Below are 16,689 nucleotides of genomic sequence, written 5' to 3'. Positions count from 1 at the left end.
ATTGCGTCCCTGATTGTAACCAAAAAGTTTATTCCCCATTTATCTGCAAAAGGCAAACAAACAGTAGTTTGAAAAATCTAGAACCGAATGAGCGCCGCGCCCCAGGTGAAACCGCCCCCGAAGGTGGGGACGATGACCAGGTCGCCCTTCTTGATGAACCCGGAGTGCACGGCCTCGGCCAGGGCCACGGGCACCGAGGCGGCGGAGGTGTTGCCGTACTTGTCGATGTTCACGAAGATGCGCTCTTCGGGGATCTCGAACCGGCGGCCCACGGCGTCGATGATGCGGTAGTTGGCCTGGTGCGGCAGGAGCACGTCCACGTCCGACTTGTCCAGCCCGTTGCGCTTGAGGATGGCCTCGCAGATCTCGGTCATGTTCCGCACGGCGTGCTTGAAGACCTCGCGGCCCTGGAACTCGACGAAATATTCGGGCCCCACGGGTTCGCCCAGCTTGTAGGAGTAGGCCGAGCCGCCGCCGTTGACCGTGAGCAGGTCGCCGAGCGCGCCGTCCGCCGCGAGCATGATGTCCAGGACGCGGGGACCGTCGTCGGGCTCGCCGCCGGTCAGGACCACCGCGCCCGAGGCGTCGCCGAACAGGACGCAGGTGGCCCGGTCCTCCCAGTTCATGCGCCGGGTGACGATCTCGCTGGCCACCACCAGGACCTTGCTGTCCGGCTCCAGGCAGAGATAACCGCGCCCGGTCTGCAGGGCGTAGAGGAAGCCGGAGCAGGCCGCCTGAACGTCCAGGCACATCTGGCCGGAGATGCCGAGCTTCTCCTGCAACCGGCAGGCGGCCGAGGGGATCACGGAGTCCGGGGTGAAGGTGGCGCAGACGATGTGGGTCAGCTCCGAGGGGTCGATGCCCGCCTGGGCCAGGGCCTGGCGTGAGGAGTTGAGGGCCATGTCGGATGTGGCCTCTCCCTCGGCGGCGATGTGCCGTTGCTTGATCCCGGTGCGGGTGGTGATCCACTCGTCGTTGGTATCGACGATTTTCTCGAGATCGGCGTTGGTCATCACCTTTTCAGGCGCGTACAGGCCAAAGCCGCGAAGGATGAAATTGGTCATGGATTGGGTCTCTATGCCAATGGAAAGGCGCGGTCAAGCTGCGCAAGGAATTGCACACGCCCCGCGTCGGGGCTGCGTCAGGCAGCGTTCCTGTCGGGTTTGGCGGCCAGGTCCTTGTGCGCGGCAAGCCCTTCGGCCAGGTGGCCGTGGACGTTGTTGCGGACGCTGGTGGCGGCCATGCGGATGCAGTTGGTCATGGCCAGTTCGTTGGACTTGCCGTGGGCCACGATGACGATGTCGCGCAGGCCGAGCAGCGGCGCTCCGCCGTATTCGGCGTAGTCCACGATCTTCTTGAAGCGCTTGAAGGCGCCGAAGGAGAGCAGCGTGCCGAGCATGGACAGCCAGCTCGACTTGAGCTCGTCCTTGAGGATGCGGCTCAGGGAGCGGGCCAGCCCCTCGGACAGCTTGAGGGCCACGTTGCCCACAAACCCGTCGCAGACCACGATGTCCACCTCTCCGGTGAAGATGTCGCGGCCCTCGACGTTGCCGATGAAGCGGAGCTGGGAGCGTTTGAGCAGGTCGAACGCCTCGCGCACGGCCGCGTTGCCCTTGCCCTCCTCCTCGCCGATGGACAGGATGCCCACGGACGGGTCCTGCACGCCGAGGACGTGCCGGGCCAGGACGTCGGCCATGAGGCCGAACTGGAGCAGGTGCTGCGGCTTTGAGTCCACGTTGGCGCCCACGTCGATGAGCACCACGGGATTCTTCTCCGTGGGCAGGATGCCGGCCAGGGCCGGGCGCTGCACGCCGGGAATCCGGCCGAGCACGAACATGCCGCAGGCCACGGAAGCGCCGGAGTTGCCGGCCGAGACCACGCCGTGAGCCCCCCCTTCCTTGACCAGGCGGCAAGCCACCTGGATGGAGGAGTCCTTTTTGCGGCGCAAGGCGTCGGCGGGTTTGTCGTCCATCTCGACCACCTGCGAGGCGTGGACGATTTCGATGTCCAGCCCTTGGGTGTCGAGTTTGTCAAGCTCTGCCTTGACCCGCTGTTCGTCGCCCACGAGGACAATGGAAATGCCCTCGCGAGCGGCATCCACCGCTGCGGGTACGACGATCCGGGGGCCGAAATCTCCCCCCATGGCGTCCACGGCGATCCGTGGCGCCTGAATTTCGCCGGTGTTAGGCATCGTCTCCGCTGACGACCTGACGGCCCTTGTAGGAGCCGCAGACGGCGCAGGCGCGATGGGGAAGGTTCGGCTCACCGCACTCGCAGTAAACGACGTTGGGGGTTGCGACGTGATCGTGGGAACGGCGCATGCCCTTACGGGACTTGGAAGTTTTCTTCTTAGGGACAGCCATGATGCATACCTCTTATTGTGTACTTTTTACGTCGACCCGCCTGGCAACCATCGGGCTCCCGGGCAGGGGGCGTTACTTTATCTTCAAGTCGCGGAAAACCGCAAGCCTTTCGTCGCCCTCATCCCGCTTGCAGGTGCATTCGCCGGAATTGAGGTCCGCGCCGCAGCCGGGGCAGACGCCCTGGCAGTCCTCGGAACACAGCGGCTTGAACGGCAGGGCCAGGGCGAATTCCTCCCAGAGGATGGCGCCCATGTCCAGCTGAAGCTGGCCGTTCTCCAGACGCATGCGCGGCTCGCCGTCGTCCTCGCCGTCAGGCAGCTGCTCATAGGCGTCGAAGTCGACGTCGATGGCGTGCTCGAAGGATTCGGCGCAGCGGTCGCAGGGCAGCTGCACGGCGCCCTTGAGGGTGCCGCGCACCAGTGCGCCCTCGTCGCCCTGGGGCTGAACGGTGTACTCGGCCACCAAGTCGCGGGCCGGCCGGACCTCCAGCTTGAATTCACGCCACGCCTCACGCCAGAGCGCCTGGTCGTCGAAGACGAACGTCTTGCCCTCCGCGGCGATATCACTGATCGGCAGCCAAAATTCAAACATGGGTATTCTCCGGATTCGGCACGGCTCCTCCGCCGGGCAACCGGTGCTTCCTATATGGTATCATTTTCTCCTGTCAAGAAAAAAACCCTTGCCATTTGCTGCGAGGCTCGGTAAGGATTCTCTCCCGCCGCATGGGGAAGCTACCATCATCCTACGGCGAACAACAAAGAAAAACAAAGTATTTCATTTGAATACATAGGAGGTCGCAATGTCCCAGGTTTGCGATATTTGTGGAAAGGGTCCCCAGACCGGCAACAACGTCAGCCACTCTCACATCAAAACCAAGCGCCGCTTCATGCCGAACCTGCAGAAGGTCCGCCACCAGCTGGAGTCCGGCCAGGTCGTGAGCATCAAGGCCTGCACCCGCTGCATCCGCAACGGCGCGGTCAACAAGCCCGTCGTCTCCAAGAAGCCCGAATAGGCTTCGCGCTTTTCCGCTTTCGAGCACTGCTGCCGCCGAGATGATCGGCGGCAGCTTTTTTGCGCCCATTGTCCGGCGCGCCCCCTGCCCCGCCGCCCCGCTCGCCTTGTGCAGAAACCCGTATCTCCGCCAGTGCAAATTCTGCACACGTGCACATCGCGTGCGGCCTCGGCAAAGCCCAACCAGCTGAAATCATTAAGCCTGCCGTTTGGCACGGTCCATGCTTTCTTCCAGGCAAACCTACTGTGGAGGCAACATGGAATTTTTGACGTCATTCGGGAACTGGTGCTCCGGGCCGGGCCTGTGGCACGGCGGAGGCTATGGGAACTGGGCTGGCGGAATGCCCTTCCATTTCGGGGGGATCTTCCAGCTCCTGGTCATAGGACTGATCATCTATTTCACGGCGCGCCTGTTCCGCAAACCCGCCACCTCTTCAGGTCCGGGCACGCCCGAGGAAGTCCTCAAACGGCGCTACGCCGCCGGCGAGATCGACGAGCCGACGTACAAGCGCATGAAGGATGAGTTGCAACGCAGCTAGTGGACATAGAAAAGCACTCCTCTCCCCAAGACAAAGCCCCCGCCGGACGCACCGGCGGGGGCTTTTCTTCACTTTTGCAGGCGGCCCGCTCTCCGCAGCCGCTACAGCTCCAGCGCGCGCCGGATGCGCGCTATGGTCTGGGCCTTGCCGAGCACGACCATGGTCTCGAACAGGCCGGGGGACTGGGTCTTGCCCATGATGGCCACGCGGATGGGCTGGGCGATGGCCTTGAACTTGATGTCCTTCTCCTCGATGAACTGCTTGTGCAGCTCCTCCAGGGAGGCTTCCGTGAACTCGGGGAGCGCGTCCATGCGGTCCGCGATCTCCTCCAGCAGCGGCTTGGTCTCGGCGGTCAGGAATTTCTTCACCGCCGCCTCGTCATAGGGCAGGAATGCGGCGTCCACGATGAACGGGCGGGACTGCTCCAGCATGTCCAGCACGGACTTGGCCCTGGGCTGGAGCAGGGGCGCGATCTTGGCGAAGTCGGCGCGGGACACGTTCCCGGCCTCCTCCTCGCCCACCTCGCGGGCCAGGAAATCGCAGAGCAGTCCGGCCAGACGGTCCGGGTCGGCCTTCTGCATGTACTGGCCGTTGACCCATTCGAACTTGGTCAGGTCGAAGACCGACGGCGAGTTGCCGAGGTTGTCCGTGGAGAACAGGGCGACCATCTCTTCCATGGTGAACAGCTCCTGGTCACCGTGGGACCAGCCGAGCCGCGCCAGGTAGTTGGTCACGGCCTCGGGCAGGTAGCCCATCTTCTCGTACTCCATGACCGACAGCGCGCCGTGGCGCTTGGAAAGCTTCTTCTTGTCCGGGCCGAGGATCATGGGCACGTGGCCGAACTCCGGCACGTCCCAGCCCAGGGCGCGGTAGATCAGGATCTGGCGCGGGGTGTTGTTCACGTGGTCGTCGCCGCGCAGCACGTGGGTCACGCCCATGTCGTGGTCGTCCACCACCACGGCCAGGTTGTAGGTCGGGGTGCCGTCCGTGCGCCGCAGGATCATGTCGTCCATCTCGGTGTTCTCCACGGAGATGAACCCCTTGACCATATCCTTGTACCCGGTGGCGCCCTCCACGGGAGCCTTGAGCCGGACCACGCCGGAGGTCAGCCCCTTTTCGCGGCAGGTCCCGTCGTACTTGGGCTTGCGCCCTTCCTTCATGGCCTTCTCGCGCATGGCGTCCACGTCTTCCTTGGAGCACTGGCAGTAGTAGGCGTGGCCGGACGCGATGAGCTGGTCTATGACCTCGTTGTGGCGGTCGGAACGCTCGGACTGAAACACGATCTCGCCGTCATGCTCGAGCCCCAGCCAACGCATGGAATCGATGATGGCGTCCGTGGCCTCCTGGGTGGACCGCTCGCGGTCCGTGTCCTCGATGCGCAGACGGAACTCGCCGCCCGCGGCGCGGGCCAGCAGCCAGGAAAACAGCGCGGTGCGCGCACCGCCGATATGCAGGAACCCGGTCGGGCTCGGCGCGAAACGGGAAACGATCTTGGTCATGTAGGATGCCTCCGGCGGCCAGGGAACCTTTTGAAAAAGGTTCCCTGGACCCTCCAAAACTTTTTAGCGCCGCTTCGCGGGTCGTGCGGGCGCGGCGGGTACTACCTTAAACGAAATTTCAACTATCCCCATCGGCGACCTCCCGCTTTCCGCCAGCCCTCGCGCAGCGACCCAAAGAGTTTTGGAGGGTTGGGGGATGGGGGTCCGGGGGAAGGGGGAAGGGAACCTTTTGCAAAAGGTTCCCTTCCCCCTTCCCCCGGCCGCCGGAGGCGCGTGCCTTATTCCTGAACGGCCTCGACGCCCTTCACTTCGGGGATTTCCTTGAGAATGATCCGTTCGATGCCGTTTCGTAGCGTCATCTGGGACATGGGACAGCCTTTGCAGGCCCCGGTCAGGCGGACCTTGACGATGCCGGTGTCGGTGACCTCCACCAGTTCCACGTCGCCGCCGTCGGCCTGCAGCATGGGCCGGACCTTGTCCAGCACGGCTTGCACTTTATCGAGCATGGGACATGCCTCCGTGTTGCGGTTTCGGACGGAACCACTACGGCCTGGACCGCGCGTTGTCAAACCAAAGCGCGTCGGTCCGGCCGGTCCGGGTTGATCCGGGAAAGGGTCAGGGCTTTATGAGGATGCCGAACGCCTCTTCCAGTTCCTCGTCCAGGTCCTCGACCATCTCGTCCAGCCGCTCCGGGGTCAGCCCCATGGCGTCCCAGACGGTACGGTTGGGCGGCTGCACGAAGTATTCGCCGCTGGACCCGACGCCCAGACCGGTGGCGATGGTCTCGGCGCAGTGGACCAGGAACGGCTCGGCTTCCTTGTTCGCGGGCTTGGGGTGATGGTGTTCCAGCACCGCCGAGACCAGAACGTAGGGGAAATTCCATTTGCGCAGCAGCATGCCGCCAAGGGTGGCGTGGTCGAAGCCGAGCAGCGCCTTCTCCTCGGCGAACAGGAGCACGTCCTTGGCGCGGGCATGGGCGTGGACGGCCACGGCCCGTTCCGACTCGGTCTGGAGCAGGATGAGCTGGCCGATGTCGTGCAGCAGGCCCGAGACGAAGGCCCGCTCCGGGTCCCCCTTGCCGGTGATGCGGCACAGCCTGCGCGCGATCAGCCCGCAGCAGACCGAGTGTTTCCAGAATTGCTCCATGTCGATGATGTCGGCGGGCACGTCCTTGAACAGGGACATGACCGAGGTGCCCACGGCCAGGGTGGAGAGCTGGTTCACGCCGACCACGGTCACGGCCCGCGAGATGGTGTCGATCTGCATGGGCAGGGAGTAGAAGGCGGAGTTGACCATGCGCAGGAGAAACGCGGTCAGGCCGGGGTCCTGGCTGATGATCGAGGCCAGGTCGTCGGCCGAGGTGGACCGGGAGCCGATGGCCTGCTGCAGCTCCAGGAACACCTGGGGCAGGGCCGGAAGCTGGTGGTCGTGGCGCAGGATGTCCAGCGGGTCCAGGGGCTGGATGTCGGGCAGGGGCGACACGCTCTCCATGAGCGCGTACCGCTCCGGGTGCCGGGTCATGTCCACGGCCACCCGGCGCGCGCCGAGCCGGGCCAGCCGCTTCAGGGCGTCGTCGGGTTTGCTGATGTATTTGAACCGCTTGGTCAGCAGTTTTTTCGCGGCTTCAAGCGTTTCAGGGCTGTATTCGGCCCCGTTTGTGGGAGAAACGTTTTCAACTGCCATCTGTAGATCCTTAAAGATTATGGAAGCAAGCCGAAAACAAGGCTAAAATAAAAAACGATGAATAAAAAGTTGTTTTTTGAAAACCGCGGTCAAACATCGACGCCGTCTATAGCAGCTGGAAATTATACTGCAACCGCAGCCGGACCTGGAAACCGTCCTTGCCGCCCAGGTCCCCGTCCGCATCCTGGTAGGAGAACCGGCCGAGCAGGCTCAGCCCCTTCAGTTCGCCGTCGAAATCGTAATACGTGTTCAGGTCGTACTCGTTGCGGTCCGGGGACGCGTTGCGGCCCGAGTCCGGGGTGTCGCCGAACCCGGCCTTGACGTCGGCCTTGAACCCCTTGAACCCCACGCGGGAGAAGTCGTACCCCACGCCGAGGAGCAGCGTCTTTTCGCCCGCCCGGTTGAAGGCGTAGCTCATCAGGTTGTTGAAGAACGGGTAGTTGCCCCAGGAATTGCGGATGCCGTAGGAGTCGTCCACGATGGACCCGCCCACGTTCAGGGATATCCCGGCGTACTTGAGCGTGCCCATCAGCCCGGCCTCGCCGGTGGAGTAGTTGCCCGCGCGCTGCTCGCCCACGCTGCGCTGGTCCACGCCCTGGAAGAGCAGCTCGTAGGCCACGCCCTGGGGATCGCCGAACAGATACTTCAACTCGGTGAAGAAGGTGTTGTCCAGGTCCGGGGCGTAGTAGTTCCAGAACCGGGTCGGGTAGTCGTCCACCGGGGTCCAGTCCACGCCGGCCATGAGCACGCCGCCGTCGGTGCCGTCCAGCCCGGCCATTTTGGTCATGGGCTCGAAGACCTCGGAGTCCCGCGCCTTTTCCTTGTCCACCCAGTACAGGCTGGCCTGCACGGTGTCGATGTCCGAGGATTTGAACCCGTAGGCCTCATAGGACTGCGGCAGCATCCGGCTGTCGTTGCTGTTGATGAACGGGGTCTCCAGCCGCTGCCGCCAGACCCGCGCCTCGGTCTCGGAATAGCGCGCCTTGAGGTACGCCTCGCCCAGGACCGCGAAGCCCTCGTTGTTCGCGGGGTCGAGCAGCCCGGTGCCGCCCTGCTTCCGCTGGTTCAGCTCCCCGGAGATCGGCATGGTCCCGTACAGGGCCGCGCCGCCGCCGAAATGATCCATCAGCCACGGGGTCTCGTATTTGAGCCAGCCGCCCAGGGCGAAGGACTCCTTGATGTTGTCGAAATCGTCTCCCGTGGTCTTGTTCCGCTGGGTGAAGTAATAGAGCCGGGCCTGGCCGGTGACGGTTCCCCATTCCGACGCCTTCTTTTCCTCGTCGGCGGCGAAAGCGGCGGCGGTGAACAGCAGGGACAGCAGCAGGGCCAGGGCAAGGCCGGTGATTTTTCTGAGCACGGGACGATCCTTTGTTATGGGAAAACCTCTCCGCTGCCGGACGCAATCCCCGCAGCACCGCGTACAATATGCGCTTTCCCGCCGACGGGATCAACCCCCGAACGGTTTTCGAGTTCGCGAACTCAGGAAAAAATAAAATGCGGGTTGTTCGCCTGTTCGTGGCACACCGTGGTCATGGGGCCGTGGCCCGAATAGATGCGGGTCTCTCCGGGCAGGCCGAATATCCGCGAGCGGACGGACCCGAGCAGGTCGGACGAGCTGCCGCGCGGCAGATCCGTGCGCCCCACCGCGATCATGAAGATCAGGTCGCCGGTGAACACGCACCCGGCCGCCGGGAAGAAGTAGGACAGGCTGCCCGGCGTATGTCCCGGCGTGTCCAGGACGAGCATGGGCTGGCCCAGGACCGTGCGCTTGCCCGGGCCGATGGCGGTGTACGGAAAATCGATGAACGGCGCGAACTCCCGGTTGCCGCCCGCCTCGAAGGACAGCTCCCGCAGGAACTCGTCCCCGGCGCTGGCGAAGACCGGCGCGGGATGGACCTCAAGGAGTTCCTTGACCCCGCCGATATGGTCCATGTGAAAGTGGGTCAGGTAGACCGCTTCCAGCGTGAGCCCCAGGGCCGAGATGCGCTCGACGAGCCGCTTCGGCTCGATCCCGGCGTCCACCACGACCGCCCGCCCCTCCCGGCTGAGAAGGTAGCAGTTGGTCTCCTGGGGACCGAGGATGAAGGTCTCGACGGTCAGCTTGACCACGACTTGCCCCCACGGTTGTCCTTGGCGTATGGATGCGGTGACGAAAACGAATACACTGGAATGAAAATGCTGTACTTTCTGGGCAACTGTCAAATGGATTTCCTGAGCCGCGCCGTGGCCGGGCTGGGCCACCCGGCCGCCTACCGCGTGCTCGCCTCCCCCTGACCTATCCCAGCGCCGGGGGGACGGTGCCGGACGCGCTCCGCGAGCTGCTCGCCGGAGCCGACGCCGAGGACTGGTTCCACGGCAGGACGCCCTTCAACCAGTTCGAGATCATCGCCCCCTCGGACGAGCCGCCCCGGCTCCTGGTCCTCAACCTGTTCCACGAGAACACGCCGCTGCTGGTCCACAACCGCGACGGGTTCGCCTTCTACCTGGACCATGCCGCCCTGGCCGCCCGGCCCGACCTGGCCCAACGCGTCCAGGCCGAGTGCACCGGGCTGCGCCCCAACCCGGCCACCTACCTGCAGCGGTACGGCCGGTTCCTGGCCGTGCTCCGCAAGCGGTTCCCGAAGGTCCCGATCCTCGTCGCCTCACGGCTCTCGCACCACCCGGCCTTCGGCCCGGACCCATATTCATACCTCAACGGCTGGTCCGGCCTGAGCCGCGAGGCGCCCAGCCATTTCAAAATTTGGGAGCACGAACTCGGCGTGCGCGTGCTGGATGCGGACCGGGTCTTCGCCGGAGCCTGGTCCGAGTCCGACCGGTGCATCGAGCCGCACTGCCCGTTCCTCAAGATCCGGCTGGAGGAGTCCGGCGGCCGCGTCACCGGGCTGCACGCCGGCCGCGACCTGGAACACGTCGGCTCCCTGTGGGCCAGGCTCGCGGACAAGATCGCCGCCTTCCTGGAAACCGGGCGCGTCGAGTATTCGGAAAACGAGGCCGTGCCCCCGGAGTGGAGCCGCCCCTGGCGACCCGCCGTCATGGACGAGGAGACCATGATCGACCGCTTCGCCACCCGCGACAACTACCCGTGGGCCGAGGCCGTGGGCGCGTTCTTCCTGGACCTCCGGCAGGATTACACCCGCCTGCTGGCCGCCGCCGGGGAGTTCATGCCCGTGTGCCACAACACCCTGCACATGATCCGCAACTACGGGCGCATCTTCAAGAACCCGCTCATGGCCCAGTTCTGCGACAACCACCGGCCCGCCGCCCAGGCCTTCCTCGGCAACGGCCCCCTCTACCAGGCCAACTACCTCGCCCGCCTCGACGAGATCAGGGCGCATGCGTTGAGTTAGCCGGGGCGTGGGACCGCCGCCTTTCTCCCCTATGGGATCAGGCGCGGTCCATCTGCCGGTCTTGACGTCGTAGTCGCGCCAGCCGAAGCGGACGAAACCCAAATCCGGTCGTGCAGGCCGCCCGCGAAGCCGAGCGGGATGCGGAAGGCCGGGTTGGTGTCCTCGATGATCCCGCCGAACGGGTCGTACACGATTTCCTTTATCACGTTGAAGGAAACCCGTTCAGTAGAGCGATTGAATAATTTCAGAAAGTGCTGATGAGCCATACCCAGCTCCATATTGGGTATGGCTCACTATTTCAGACAAGCAATCTATTTAGCCACGAGCACATCTTGGAGGTGTATTGGTGAGTTTGCTAATTTTGCATTTTTTACAGCGAAGAAGATATTTCTCCCCTCGAAGAATCCAGATGCCAAGAGCCGTGAATATAGCTGCCGATATCCAATCAAATCCAAAGAGGTTTATATTATCGGTGTCAATGAGCATGTCTAGCACGGCAACAATTGCCATCAACACCGCAACGGAAAGAGTCCATACACCCCATTTTCTTCGATTAATAATTTGCAATGAACAACCGCATATATCACACTTTATTGCATTTGTATCATCTGAAGTTTTTCCAATCATACCTTTTCCCTTTGTCGAAAACCTCTTCTTTCCCGTCGAGAGATTTTTCAACAGCGTCATTTCGGGGATCTTCTTTTGTCTTTTTGTATTTAGCCCAGCCTTCTTTGATGGTGCCTTCCAGCATTCCCACGGGAAAGCCGATCAGCCCTCCAGCAACAGCTCCGGGGACAGTACCAAATCCCAGCCCACCTACAGTTCCGGCGACAGCTCCTCCACCGGCCATTTGCATGGACCTGTCAAAACCCTTTTCTAATATTCGTCCTAAGGGGCTATTCGAGTCAAACAACCCCGCCGGGTCCACCCCGTTTACCGGGTCATCCAAGCAGTAGCCGTACCAGTCCGGGTCACCGCCCCGGTCCCCTATGGGATCAGGCGCGGTCCATCTGCCGGTCTTGACGTCGTAATCTCTCCAGCCGAAGCGGACGAAACCCAAATCCGGTCGTGCAGGCCGCCCGCGAAGCCGAGCGGGATGCGGAAGGCCGGGTTGGGGCACCCCCGGCGACCGGGGGAGTACAAATTCTGAAGGAATCACAACCTCACTACCGGCGACGGCACTGTCCGAGGCAACTTTTCAGCCATTGGATGACGGTCGGAGCGGTTCGGCTACGTTCCACGAACAATCCCACTGCAACCGCCTTTGTTGCGTTTTCATTGTCGCTGATTCCAATCGGAGGAGTAGAGTCTCGCAGAAGAGTTCGGACTCTTCTCATAAGCTCATCGTTCCCATTTTCCCCTTCCAGGATTTTGCATTGGACGTCCTTGTTCTCGTCAACCAAAAGCCCCAGGTGGCGACCGGTGAAATCGAATCCTCTGAAGATGCCATCTTCAACATCATACCATTCAATATAATCAGATAAGTCTTTAGCCGTCAGGAAAACGCTGAGGTCCTGCCCCTCAAAGATGAAAACAGGAAATGTAACTTTCATTAGCATATATTCTCCGTTGCAAAAAAAAGGGGGGGGTCCCCCTCCTCTCATTATCGCACAGTTAGAAACGATCCCAGAAGGAGGTGTCACCCTCTTTGCTTTCTGCGGGACGATGCTGCTTCTTGCCTTGCCCCTTGACGGGTTCCCCTGTGGCGGGATTGAGCTTTCCCCGTCGGTGATAGTGAGGATATTTCCCCAAGGGGTGATCTGTCCTGTTGCCAAACGGGGCTACTCGGACATTTTTACCGACATTGAATTCTCTGCCTGTCTGATAAGCTCTGCGACTGGCCGCTCCGACTTTTTTTTACAGCTTTGCCAACGGGGATAGCCGGTAGCCAATCCATTACGGGGTCTAGCATAAAATCCGGAGGCTCCAGACCTAGTTCGTTGGTTGGAATTCCATTTTTATCAAACTCAACTCCTGGCACTGGCGACGAGCCTTCCAACCCCGCCGGGTCTACCCCGTTTACCGGATCATCCAAGCAGTAGCCGTACCAGCCCGGGTCACCGCCCCGATCCCCGATGGGATCAGGCGCGGTCAATCTGCCGGTTTTGACGTCGTAGTCGCGCCAGCCGAAGCGGACGAAACCCAGGTCCCGGTCGTGCAGGCCGCCCGCGAAGCCGAGGGGGATGCGGAAGCCCGGGTTTGTGTCCTCGATGATCCCGCCGAACGGGTCGTACACGATTTCCTTTATCACGTTGTCGTGCTTACCCACAACCTGGTACGGGGAGCCGAACTGGTTGTGGGAGAGCCGTCGCTGGCGCTCCTCCAAGTTTTAACAGCCCTCCCGGCGGGGTTCTTTCTTTTTCCAAAGCAAAAAAGAAAGAACCAAAGAAAAATGCTTTGGGGGGCGGCCCCGCCCGAGTTTGGCCGCCAAGAATCCGATCCGCTCGGGGCGGCTCCATCTGATCAAAAGTATAGGGACAGTCTCCACGAGAGCGCCCCTTATATGGAATACCTCCGGGTCACGGAAGCGGAGCCGCCGCCCCTTCGCGGTCGGCTTCTAGGCGTCCAGAACAGGGCTCGCTCCCTGCCGCTTAACGGTACGAAGAGCGAAGGAAGAGGGGCCTTCGGACGGGACTTCGGGGTAGGAGAGCCACTGTTTGAGGCTGCGCCTCAAAGGCGTTCCAGAAGAGGAGTTTCGGACGGAGTGGCGGGGTGTGAAAGCCGCTGTTGGGGCTGCGCCCCAAGGCGCTCCGGAAGAGGAACGTTGGGCGGGGTTCGTATTTCTCTCCTGAATGGAGCGATTCGGGTGGCGATGCACCCGGCAGCGGCTCTTCCCCCGCGCTCGCACTAGGCTTTGATTCGCCCCGTCCTGGGGCTCACCCCTTCGGGGCGTTGCGGAAAGACCGCTATCGGAAGCCGCCTACCGCCTCGTCAATCCGTACTTCTTGAGTTTGTACTGGAGGGTGCGCCGACTGATGCCCAGGGCTTCCGCCGTCCGTTCCCGGTGGCTGCCGTTCTCCTCAAGGGCCTGGATGATGGCCTGCTTTTCGGCCTCTTCGAGGTTGGCCGGTGAGGGGGCCATGCGGCCGGATGCGGGGAGCTGCATGTCGATGACGTTCTCGCGCGCGCCGGTGATCTGGGGCGGCAGGAGGTCCGGGCCGAGGGCGTCGGAACGCGACAGGATCAGGGCGCGCTCCAGGACGTTCTCCAGCTCGCGGACGTTGCCGGGCCAGTCGTAGCCGGACAGGGCGTCGAGGAAGGCCGGGGTCACGGTGCGGATGATCTTGTTGTTCTTGTTGCCCAGCCTGCGCAGCAGGAAGCTGACCAGCAACGGCAGGTCCTCCTTGCGCTCGCACAGCGGCGGGATGCGGATTTCGAGCACGGCCAGCCGGTAATAGAGGTCCTCGCGGAACCGCCCCGCCTCCACCTCGCGCTTGAGGTTGCGGTTGGTGGCCGCGATGATTTTTTTTGCGGCGGGGGCCCCCCCCCCCCGCCGCGGGGGGCGGCGCGCGGGGTTGGTGGTCTGGGGGGGTGGTGGCCGCGATGATCCGGGTGTCCACCTGGAGCGTGCGCACCGAACCGAGCGGCTCGATGGTCTTTTCCTGGAGGGCGCGCAGCAGCTTGGCCTGGAGCGCGCCGGGCATTTCGCCGATCTCGTCCAGGAACAGGGTGCCGCCGTCGGCCAGCTGGAACCGGCCCGGCTTGTCCTTGACCGCGCCGGTGAAAGCGCCCTTCTCGTAGCCGAAGAGCTCGGACTCCAGCAGGTCGTCGGGCAGGGCCGCGCAGTTGACCTTGATCAGCGGCTTGTCCGCCCGCTGGCTGGCGCGGTGCAGCCCCTCGGCCACCAGCTCCTTGCCGGTGCCGCTTTGCCCCAGGATGAGCACCGTGGCCTCGGTGGGCCCGGCCTGGGCGATGAGGTCGCGCACCCGCTCGATGCCGGGACTGCCGCCGATGAAGTCCGGCTCGCTGCCCACCTCGGCGCGCAGCCGGGCGTTTTCTTCCAAAAGCTTGTGGTATTCATACGCCTTGCCCAGCACGGCGGTGAGCTCGTCGTTGTCCGCGGGCTTGGTCAGATAGTCGAAAACCCCGCGCTTCATGGCGTCCACGGCGGAGCCGACCGAGCCGAAAGCGGTCAGCAGGACCACGGGCATGGAGGGCCGCCGGACCTGCAATTCCTTGAGCAGCTGCATGCCGTCCATGCCGGGCATCTTCATGTCCACCATGGCCACGTCGGGATAGGTGTCGGACTCGGCCTCCTCGGCCAGCACGGTCAGGGCGCGCTCGCCGGACTCGGCTTCCAGCACGGTCCAGCCGTCGTCCTCCAGCACGGCGCGGACCATCATCCGGTGGCCCGGCTCGTCATCGACAATGAGTGCAATGCGTTCTTCGGTCATATCTGTTCCTTAGTCGCCTTCGGCGACGTGATCCGGGAAGAAGAGCTTCATCTCGGTCCCCTTGCCCGGTTCGGATTCGATCAGCACGCGGCCCTTGTGGGCGCGCATGATGTTCTGGACGATGGCCAGCCCCAGCCCGGTGCCGGTCTTCTTGCCGGTGACGAAGGGCTTGAACACCTCGTCCCGGATCTCGGGGTCCATGCCCGGACCGTCGTCGGCCACGATGATCCAGACCCCTTTGTGTCCCTGGCTGGAGGTCAACCGGATGTGGCCGGGCTTGTCGCAGTCGGCGCACCCCTGGATGGCGTCCAGACTGTTGGAGATGAGGTTGAGCAGCACCTGGCGCAGGGCGTCCGGGTCGGCGTAGACCGGCTCGGCCCCGAAGTCGAACTCCGGCTCGATCTGCTTGTCCTCGAAATCAAAACGCATGAGCTGCCTGAGCGAGTCGCCGACCTTGGCCAGGTCGATGGGGGACGGGTCCAGCTGGCGGGGACGCGCCAGGTAGAGCAGGTCCGTGACCACGCGGTTGAGGCGGTCCGCCTCCTGGACCATGGCCGCGGCGTACTGGTCCAGCGGGGCCTGGCCCTTGAGCTTGGTGGCGAAGAGCTGGGCAAAGCCGCGCAGGGAGGAGAGCGGATTGCGCACCTCGTGGGCCACGCCCGCGGCCAGGGAGCCGATGGCGGCCAGCCGCTTGGCCTCGTTCAGGTCCTCCTCCAGGGAGCGGATGTGGGTGCGGTCGCGGATGAGCACCAGCAACTGCCGGGACTCCGAGGCCTCGTCCTCGTCGTGCTCCTGGAAGGGCAGGGAAAGAATCTCCAGGCTGCGGTCCTGGTAGTCGAACTGTTCCCATTCCACCGGGCCGGAGGGGTTGTTCTCGGCGGTCCGTCGGCCGAAGTCGAAGTCGTGCCAGTTGGCGCCCACGATCTCGGGCGGGTTCCGGGAAGCGCTGCCGTCCTCCTCGTCCGGGGCCAGAAGCTCCCGCGCCGAGCGGTTGGCGGCCAGGATCTCGCCGTCCTCGGCCAGGGTCACCAGGCCGTCGGGCATGTTGTCCAGAAGCTTGTTCTGGAACCGCTCCAGCCGGACCAGTTTGCGACTCGCACCGCGCCTGCGCAGGTAGGCGAAGGCCAGGGACCAGAGCACCACGGCGGCCAGGAACACGTACCCGGTCTGGTAAGTGGCGGCCTGCCGGTACTGGCGGAACTGGCGCATGTGCTTTTCGGCGTTCAGGCCCACCACCAGGTAGACCGAGGAGCGGGAGTCGTCGAACATCATGCCCGGTCCCATGCCGGGTCCCATGCCAGGTCCCATCCCCCGGCGCTGGCCATGGCCGCCCCCGTGCTCTCCGCCGGGCTCTTCCAGGCCGAGGAGCGCGGCGATGCCGGAACGGACCTGCAACCCGGAGAGCAGGACGCTGGTCTTGCCGACCTCGGCCATGACGTGCCACGCGCGGCCCGGCTCGATGTCCTCGGCCACGGCCTCCGGCAGCTGGAAGATGGGATGCATGCCCTCCTTGACCGAGGTCACCAGGGGCTGGCCGGACCGGTCGAACAGGGTCACGAACTCGATGTCCTCGGACTTGGCCAGCTCGGTGAACAGCTCTTCGGTCATGGTCCGGAACAGGGGCGCGGACTGGTTGCCCATGCGCAGGGTCCGGGCGATGCGGAAGATATTGTTGTCCACGCCGCGCAGGATGGAGTTGCCGGTCATGATCATGTGATCCTCGACAATCTTGCGCTGCTGCGCAATGGACTGCCAGGTCAGATAGAGGCTCCCCAGCCCCAGCACGATGAGCGCCAGGACCAGGGCGACCAGGGGACCCTTCTCCCTTCCTTCCGGGTGGACGACATCCATGC

The 16,689-nt window shown here is 63.6% G+C and carries 17 protein-coding genes and 2 pseudogenes; 3 read left to right on the top strand and 16 right to left on the bottom strand.

Translation table 11 applies throughout. The annotated features are described in order from the left end of the window. Window positions 1-77: 77 nt before the first annotated feature. The 4 genes from AWY79_RS05780 to AWY79_RS05770 form a co-directional block, all read right to left on the bottom strand. Window positions 78-1,064 carry a beta-ketoacyl-ACP synthase III gene (locus tag AWY79_RS05780; protein WP_066801486.1) on the bottom strand — a complete coding sequence of 329 codons (987 nt, stop codon included), beginning with the start codon at window positions 1,062-1,064 and terminating at the stop codon, window positions 78-80. 77 nt (window positions 1,065-1,141) lie between these two features. Further along, window positions 1,142-2,173, bottom strand: a complete 1,032-nt coding sequence (gene plsX, locus AWY79_RS05775) for a phosphate acyltransferase PlsX (RefSeq protein WP_199533853.1) — start codon at window positions 2,171-2,173, stop codon at window positions 1,142-1,144. A gap of 10 nt (window positions 2,174-2,183) precedes the next feature. Then, window positions 2,184-2,363: a 50S ribosomal protein L32 gene (gene rpmF, locus AWY79_RS18155; RefSeq protein ID WP_078063636.1), complete on the bottom strand. Its 180-nt coding sequence runs from the start codon at window positions 2,361-2,363 to the stop codon at window positions 2,184-2,186. Between the two features lie 72 nt (window positions 2,364-2,435). After that, complete coding sequence (locus tag AWY79_RS05770) at window positions 2,436-2,954, bottom strand: YceD family protein (RefSeq protein ID WP_066801480.1); 519 nt, start codon at window positions 2,952-2,954, stop codon at window positions 2,436-2,438. Window positions 2,955-3,162: 208 nt separating this feature from the next. Here AWY79_RS05770 and rpmB point away from each other — a divergent pair, with 208 nt between their 5' ends. Beyond that, on the top strand, window positions 3,163-3,375 hold the full coding sequence (gene rpmB / locus AWY79_RS05765) for a 50S ribosomal protein L28 (RefSeq protein ID WP_066801477.1): 213 nt from the start codon (window positions 3,163-3,165) through the stop codon (window positions 3,373-3,375). A 256-nt stretch (window positions 3,376-3,631) separates the two neighbouring features. Beyond that, window positions 3,632-3,913, top strand: coding sequence for an SHOCT domain-containing protein (locus AWY79_RS05760; RefSeq protein ID WP_078063635.1), 282 nt, complete (start codon window positions 3,632-3,634; stop codon window positions 3,911-3,913). Window positions 3,914-4,014: 101 nt separating this feature from the next. Here AWY79_RS05760 and gltX read toward each other — a convergent pair whose 3' ends face one another. The 5 genes from gltX to AWY79_RS05735 form a co-directional block, all read right to left on the bottom strand. Further along, window positions 4,015-5,412: a glutamate--tRNA ligase gene (gene gltX / locus AWY79_RS05755; RefSeq protein WP_066801472.1), complete on the bottom strand. Its 1,398-nt coding sequence runs from the start codon at window positions 5,410-5,412 to the stop codon at window positions 4,015-4,017. A gap of 278 nt (window positions 5,413-5,690) precedes the next feature. Beyond that, window positions 5,691-5,918, bottom strand: coding sequence for a NifU family protein (locus AWY79_RS05750; protein WP_066801470.1), 228 nt, complete (start codon window positions 5,916-5,918; stop codon window positions 5,691-5,693). Between the two features lie 109 nt (window positions 5,919-6,027). After that, entirely contained in the window at window positions 6,028-7,095 is a 1,068-nt protein-coding gene (locus AWY79_RS05745; protein WP_066801467.1) for an HDOD domain-containing protein, read from the bottom strand. Between the two features lie 106 nt (window positions 7,096-7,201). Continuing rightward, window positions 7,202-8,452 (bottom strand): OprD family outer membrane porin, encoded by a 1,251-nt coding sequence (locus AWY79_RS05740; RefSeq protein WP_066801465.1) that lies wholly within the window; start codon window positions 8,450-8,452, stop codon window positions 7,202-7,204. Window positions 8,453-8,574: 122 nt separating this feature from the next. Then, the gene (locus AWY79_RS05735) at window positions 8,575-9,204 is read right to left on the bottom strand and encodes an MBL fold metallo-hydrolase (protein WP_066801463.1); all 630 of its coding nucleotides are present in this window, start codon (window positions 9,202-9,204) and stop codon (window positions 8,575-8,577) included. A 188-nt stretch (window positions 9,205-9,392) separates the two neighbouring features. On the opposite strand from AWY79_RS05735, the gene AWY79_RS05730 reads away from it, so the two are divergent. Continuing rightward, window positions 9,393-10,442, top strand: a complete 1,050-nt coding sequence (locus tag AWY79_RS05730; protein WP_233491014.1) for an SGNH/GDSL hydrolase family protein — start codon at window positions 9,393-9,395, stop codon at window positions 10,440-10,442. Between the two features lie 29 nt (window positions 10,443-10,471). Here the strand turns inward: AWY79_RS05730 and AWY79_RS05725 are convergent, their stop codons facing one another. From AWY79_RS05725 to AWY79_RS05705, 7 genes and pseudogenes are all read right to left on the bottom strand, one after another. Beyond that, window positions 10,472-10,708: a hypothetical protein gene (locus AWY79_RS05725; RefSeq protein WP_066801461.1), complete on the bottom strand. Its 237-nt coding sequence runs from the start codon at window positions 10,706-10,708 to the stop codon at window positions 10,472-10,474. A gap of 338 nt (window positions 10,709-11,046) precedes the next feature. Continuing rightward, window positions 11,047-11,391, bottom strand: coding sequence for a hypothetical protein (locus tag AWY79_RS19320; RefSeq protein ID WP_233491065.1), 345 nt, complete (start codon window positions 11,389-11,391; stop codon window positions 11,047-11,049). Between the two features lie 21 nt (window positions 11,392-11,412). Further along, window positions 11,413-11,562, bottom strand: a pseudogene (locus AWY79_RS18660) (RHS repeat-associated core domain-containing protein); the annotation flags it as partial. A gap of 46 nt (window positions 11,563-11,608) precedes the next feature. After that, the gene (locus AWY79_RS05720; protein ID WP_133986980.1) at window positions 11,609-11,995 is read right to left on the bottom strand and encodes a hypothetical protein; all 387 of its coding nucleotides are present in this window, start codon (window positions 11,993-11,995) and stop codon (window positions 11,609-11,611) included. A gap of 242 nt (window positions 11,996-12,237) precedes the next feature. Further along, window positions 12,238-12,768, bottom strand: coding sequence for an RHS repeat domain-containing protein (locus tag AWY79_RS19315; protein ID WP_066801456.1), 531 nt, complete (start codon window positions 12,766-12,768; stop codon window positions 12,238-12,240). Between the two features lie 594 nt (window positions 12,769-13,362). After that, window positions 13,363-14,836, bottom strand: a pseudogene (locus AWY79_RS05710) (sigma-54-dependent transcriptional regulator). Window positions 14,837-14,845: 9 nt separating this feature from the next. Next, on the bottom strand, window positions 14,846-16,687 hold the full coding sequence (locus tag AWY79_RS05705) for a two-component system sensor histidine kinase NtrB (protein ID WP_066801448.1): 1,842 nt from the start codon (window positions 16,685-16,687) through the stop codon (window positions 14,846-14,848). Window positions 16,688-16,689 lie beyond the last annotated feature (2 nt).

This window comes from Pseudodesulfovibrio indicus (assembly GCF_001563225.1).
Classification (GTDB): domain Bacteria; phylum Desulfobacterota; class Desulfovibrionia; order Desulfovibrionales; family Desulfovibrionaceae; genus Pseudodesulfovibrio; species Pseudodesulfovibrio indicus.
The sequence above is the reverse complement of the archived record's forward strand: the minus strand, read 5'-3'. Positions and strand labels throughout refer to the sequence as shown.

Excerpts from the sequence above, each read along its gene's own strand:
- AWY79_RS05705 (WP_066801448.1), bottom strand. The coding sequence starts at position 16,687 with ATGGATGTCGTCCACCCGGAAGGAAGGGAGAAGGGTCCCCTGGTCGCC.
- AWY79_RS05750 (WP_066801470.1), bottom strand. The coding sequence starts at position 5,918 with ATGCTCGATAAAGTGCAAGCCGTGCTGGACAAGGTCCGGCCCATGCTG.
- AWY79_RS05725 (WP_066801461.1), bottom strand. The coding sequence starts at position 10,708 with ATGGCTCATCAGCACTTTCTGAAATTATTCAATCGCTCTACTGAACGG.
- AWY79_RS05780 (WP_066801486.1), bottom strand. The coding sequence starts at position 1,064 with ATGACCAATTTCATCCTTCGCGGCTTTGGCCTGTACGCGCCTGAAAAG.
- rpmF (WP_078063636.1), bottom strand. The coding sequence starts at position 2,363 with ATGGCTGTCCCTAAGAAGAAAACTTCCAAGTCCCGTAAGGGCATGCGC.
- rpmB (WP_066801477.1), top strand. The coding sequence starts at position 3,163 with ATGTCCCAGGTTTGCGATATTTGTGGAAAGGGTCCCCAGACCGGCAAC.
- AWY79_RS05770 (WP_066801480.1), bottom strand. The coding sequence starts at position 2,954 with ATGTTTGAATTTTGGCTGCCGATCAGTGATATCGCCGCGGAGGGCAAG.
- AWY79_RS05760 (WP_078063635.1), top strand. The coding sequence starts at position 3,632 with ATGGAATTTTTGACGTCATTCGGGAACTGGTGCTCCGGGCCGGGCCTG.
- gltX (WP_066801472.1), bottom strand. The coding sequence starts at position 5,412 with ATGACCAAGATCGTTTCCCGTTTCGCGCCGAGCCCGACCGGGTTCCTG.
- AWY79_RS05720 (WP_133986980.1), bottom strand. The coding sequence starts at position 11,995 with ATGAAAGTTACATTTCCTGTTTTCATCTTTGAGGGGCAGGACCTCAGC.
- AWY79_RS05745 (WP_066801467.1), bottom strand. The coding sequence starts at position 7,095 with ATGGCAGTTGAAAACGTTTCTCCCACAAACGGGGCCGAATACAGCCCT.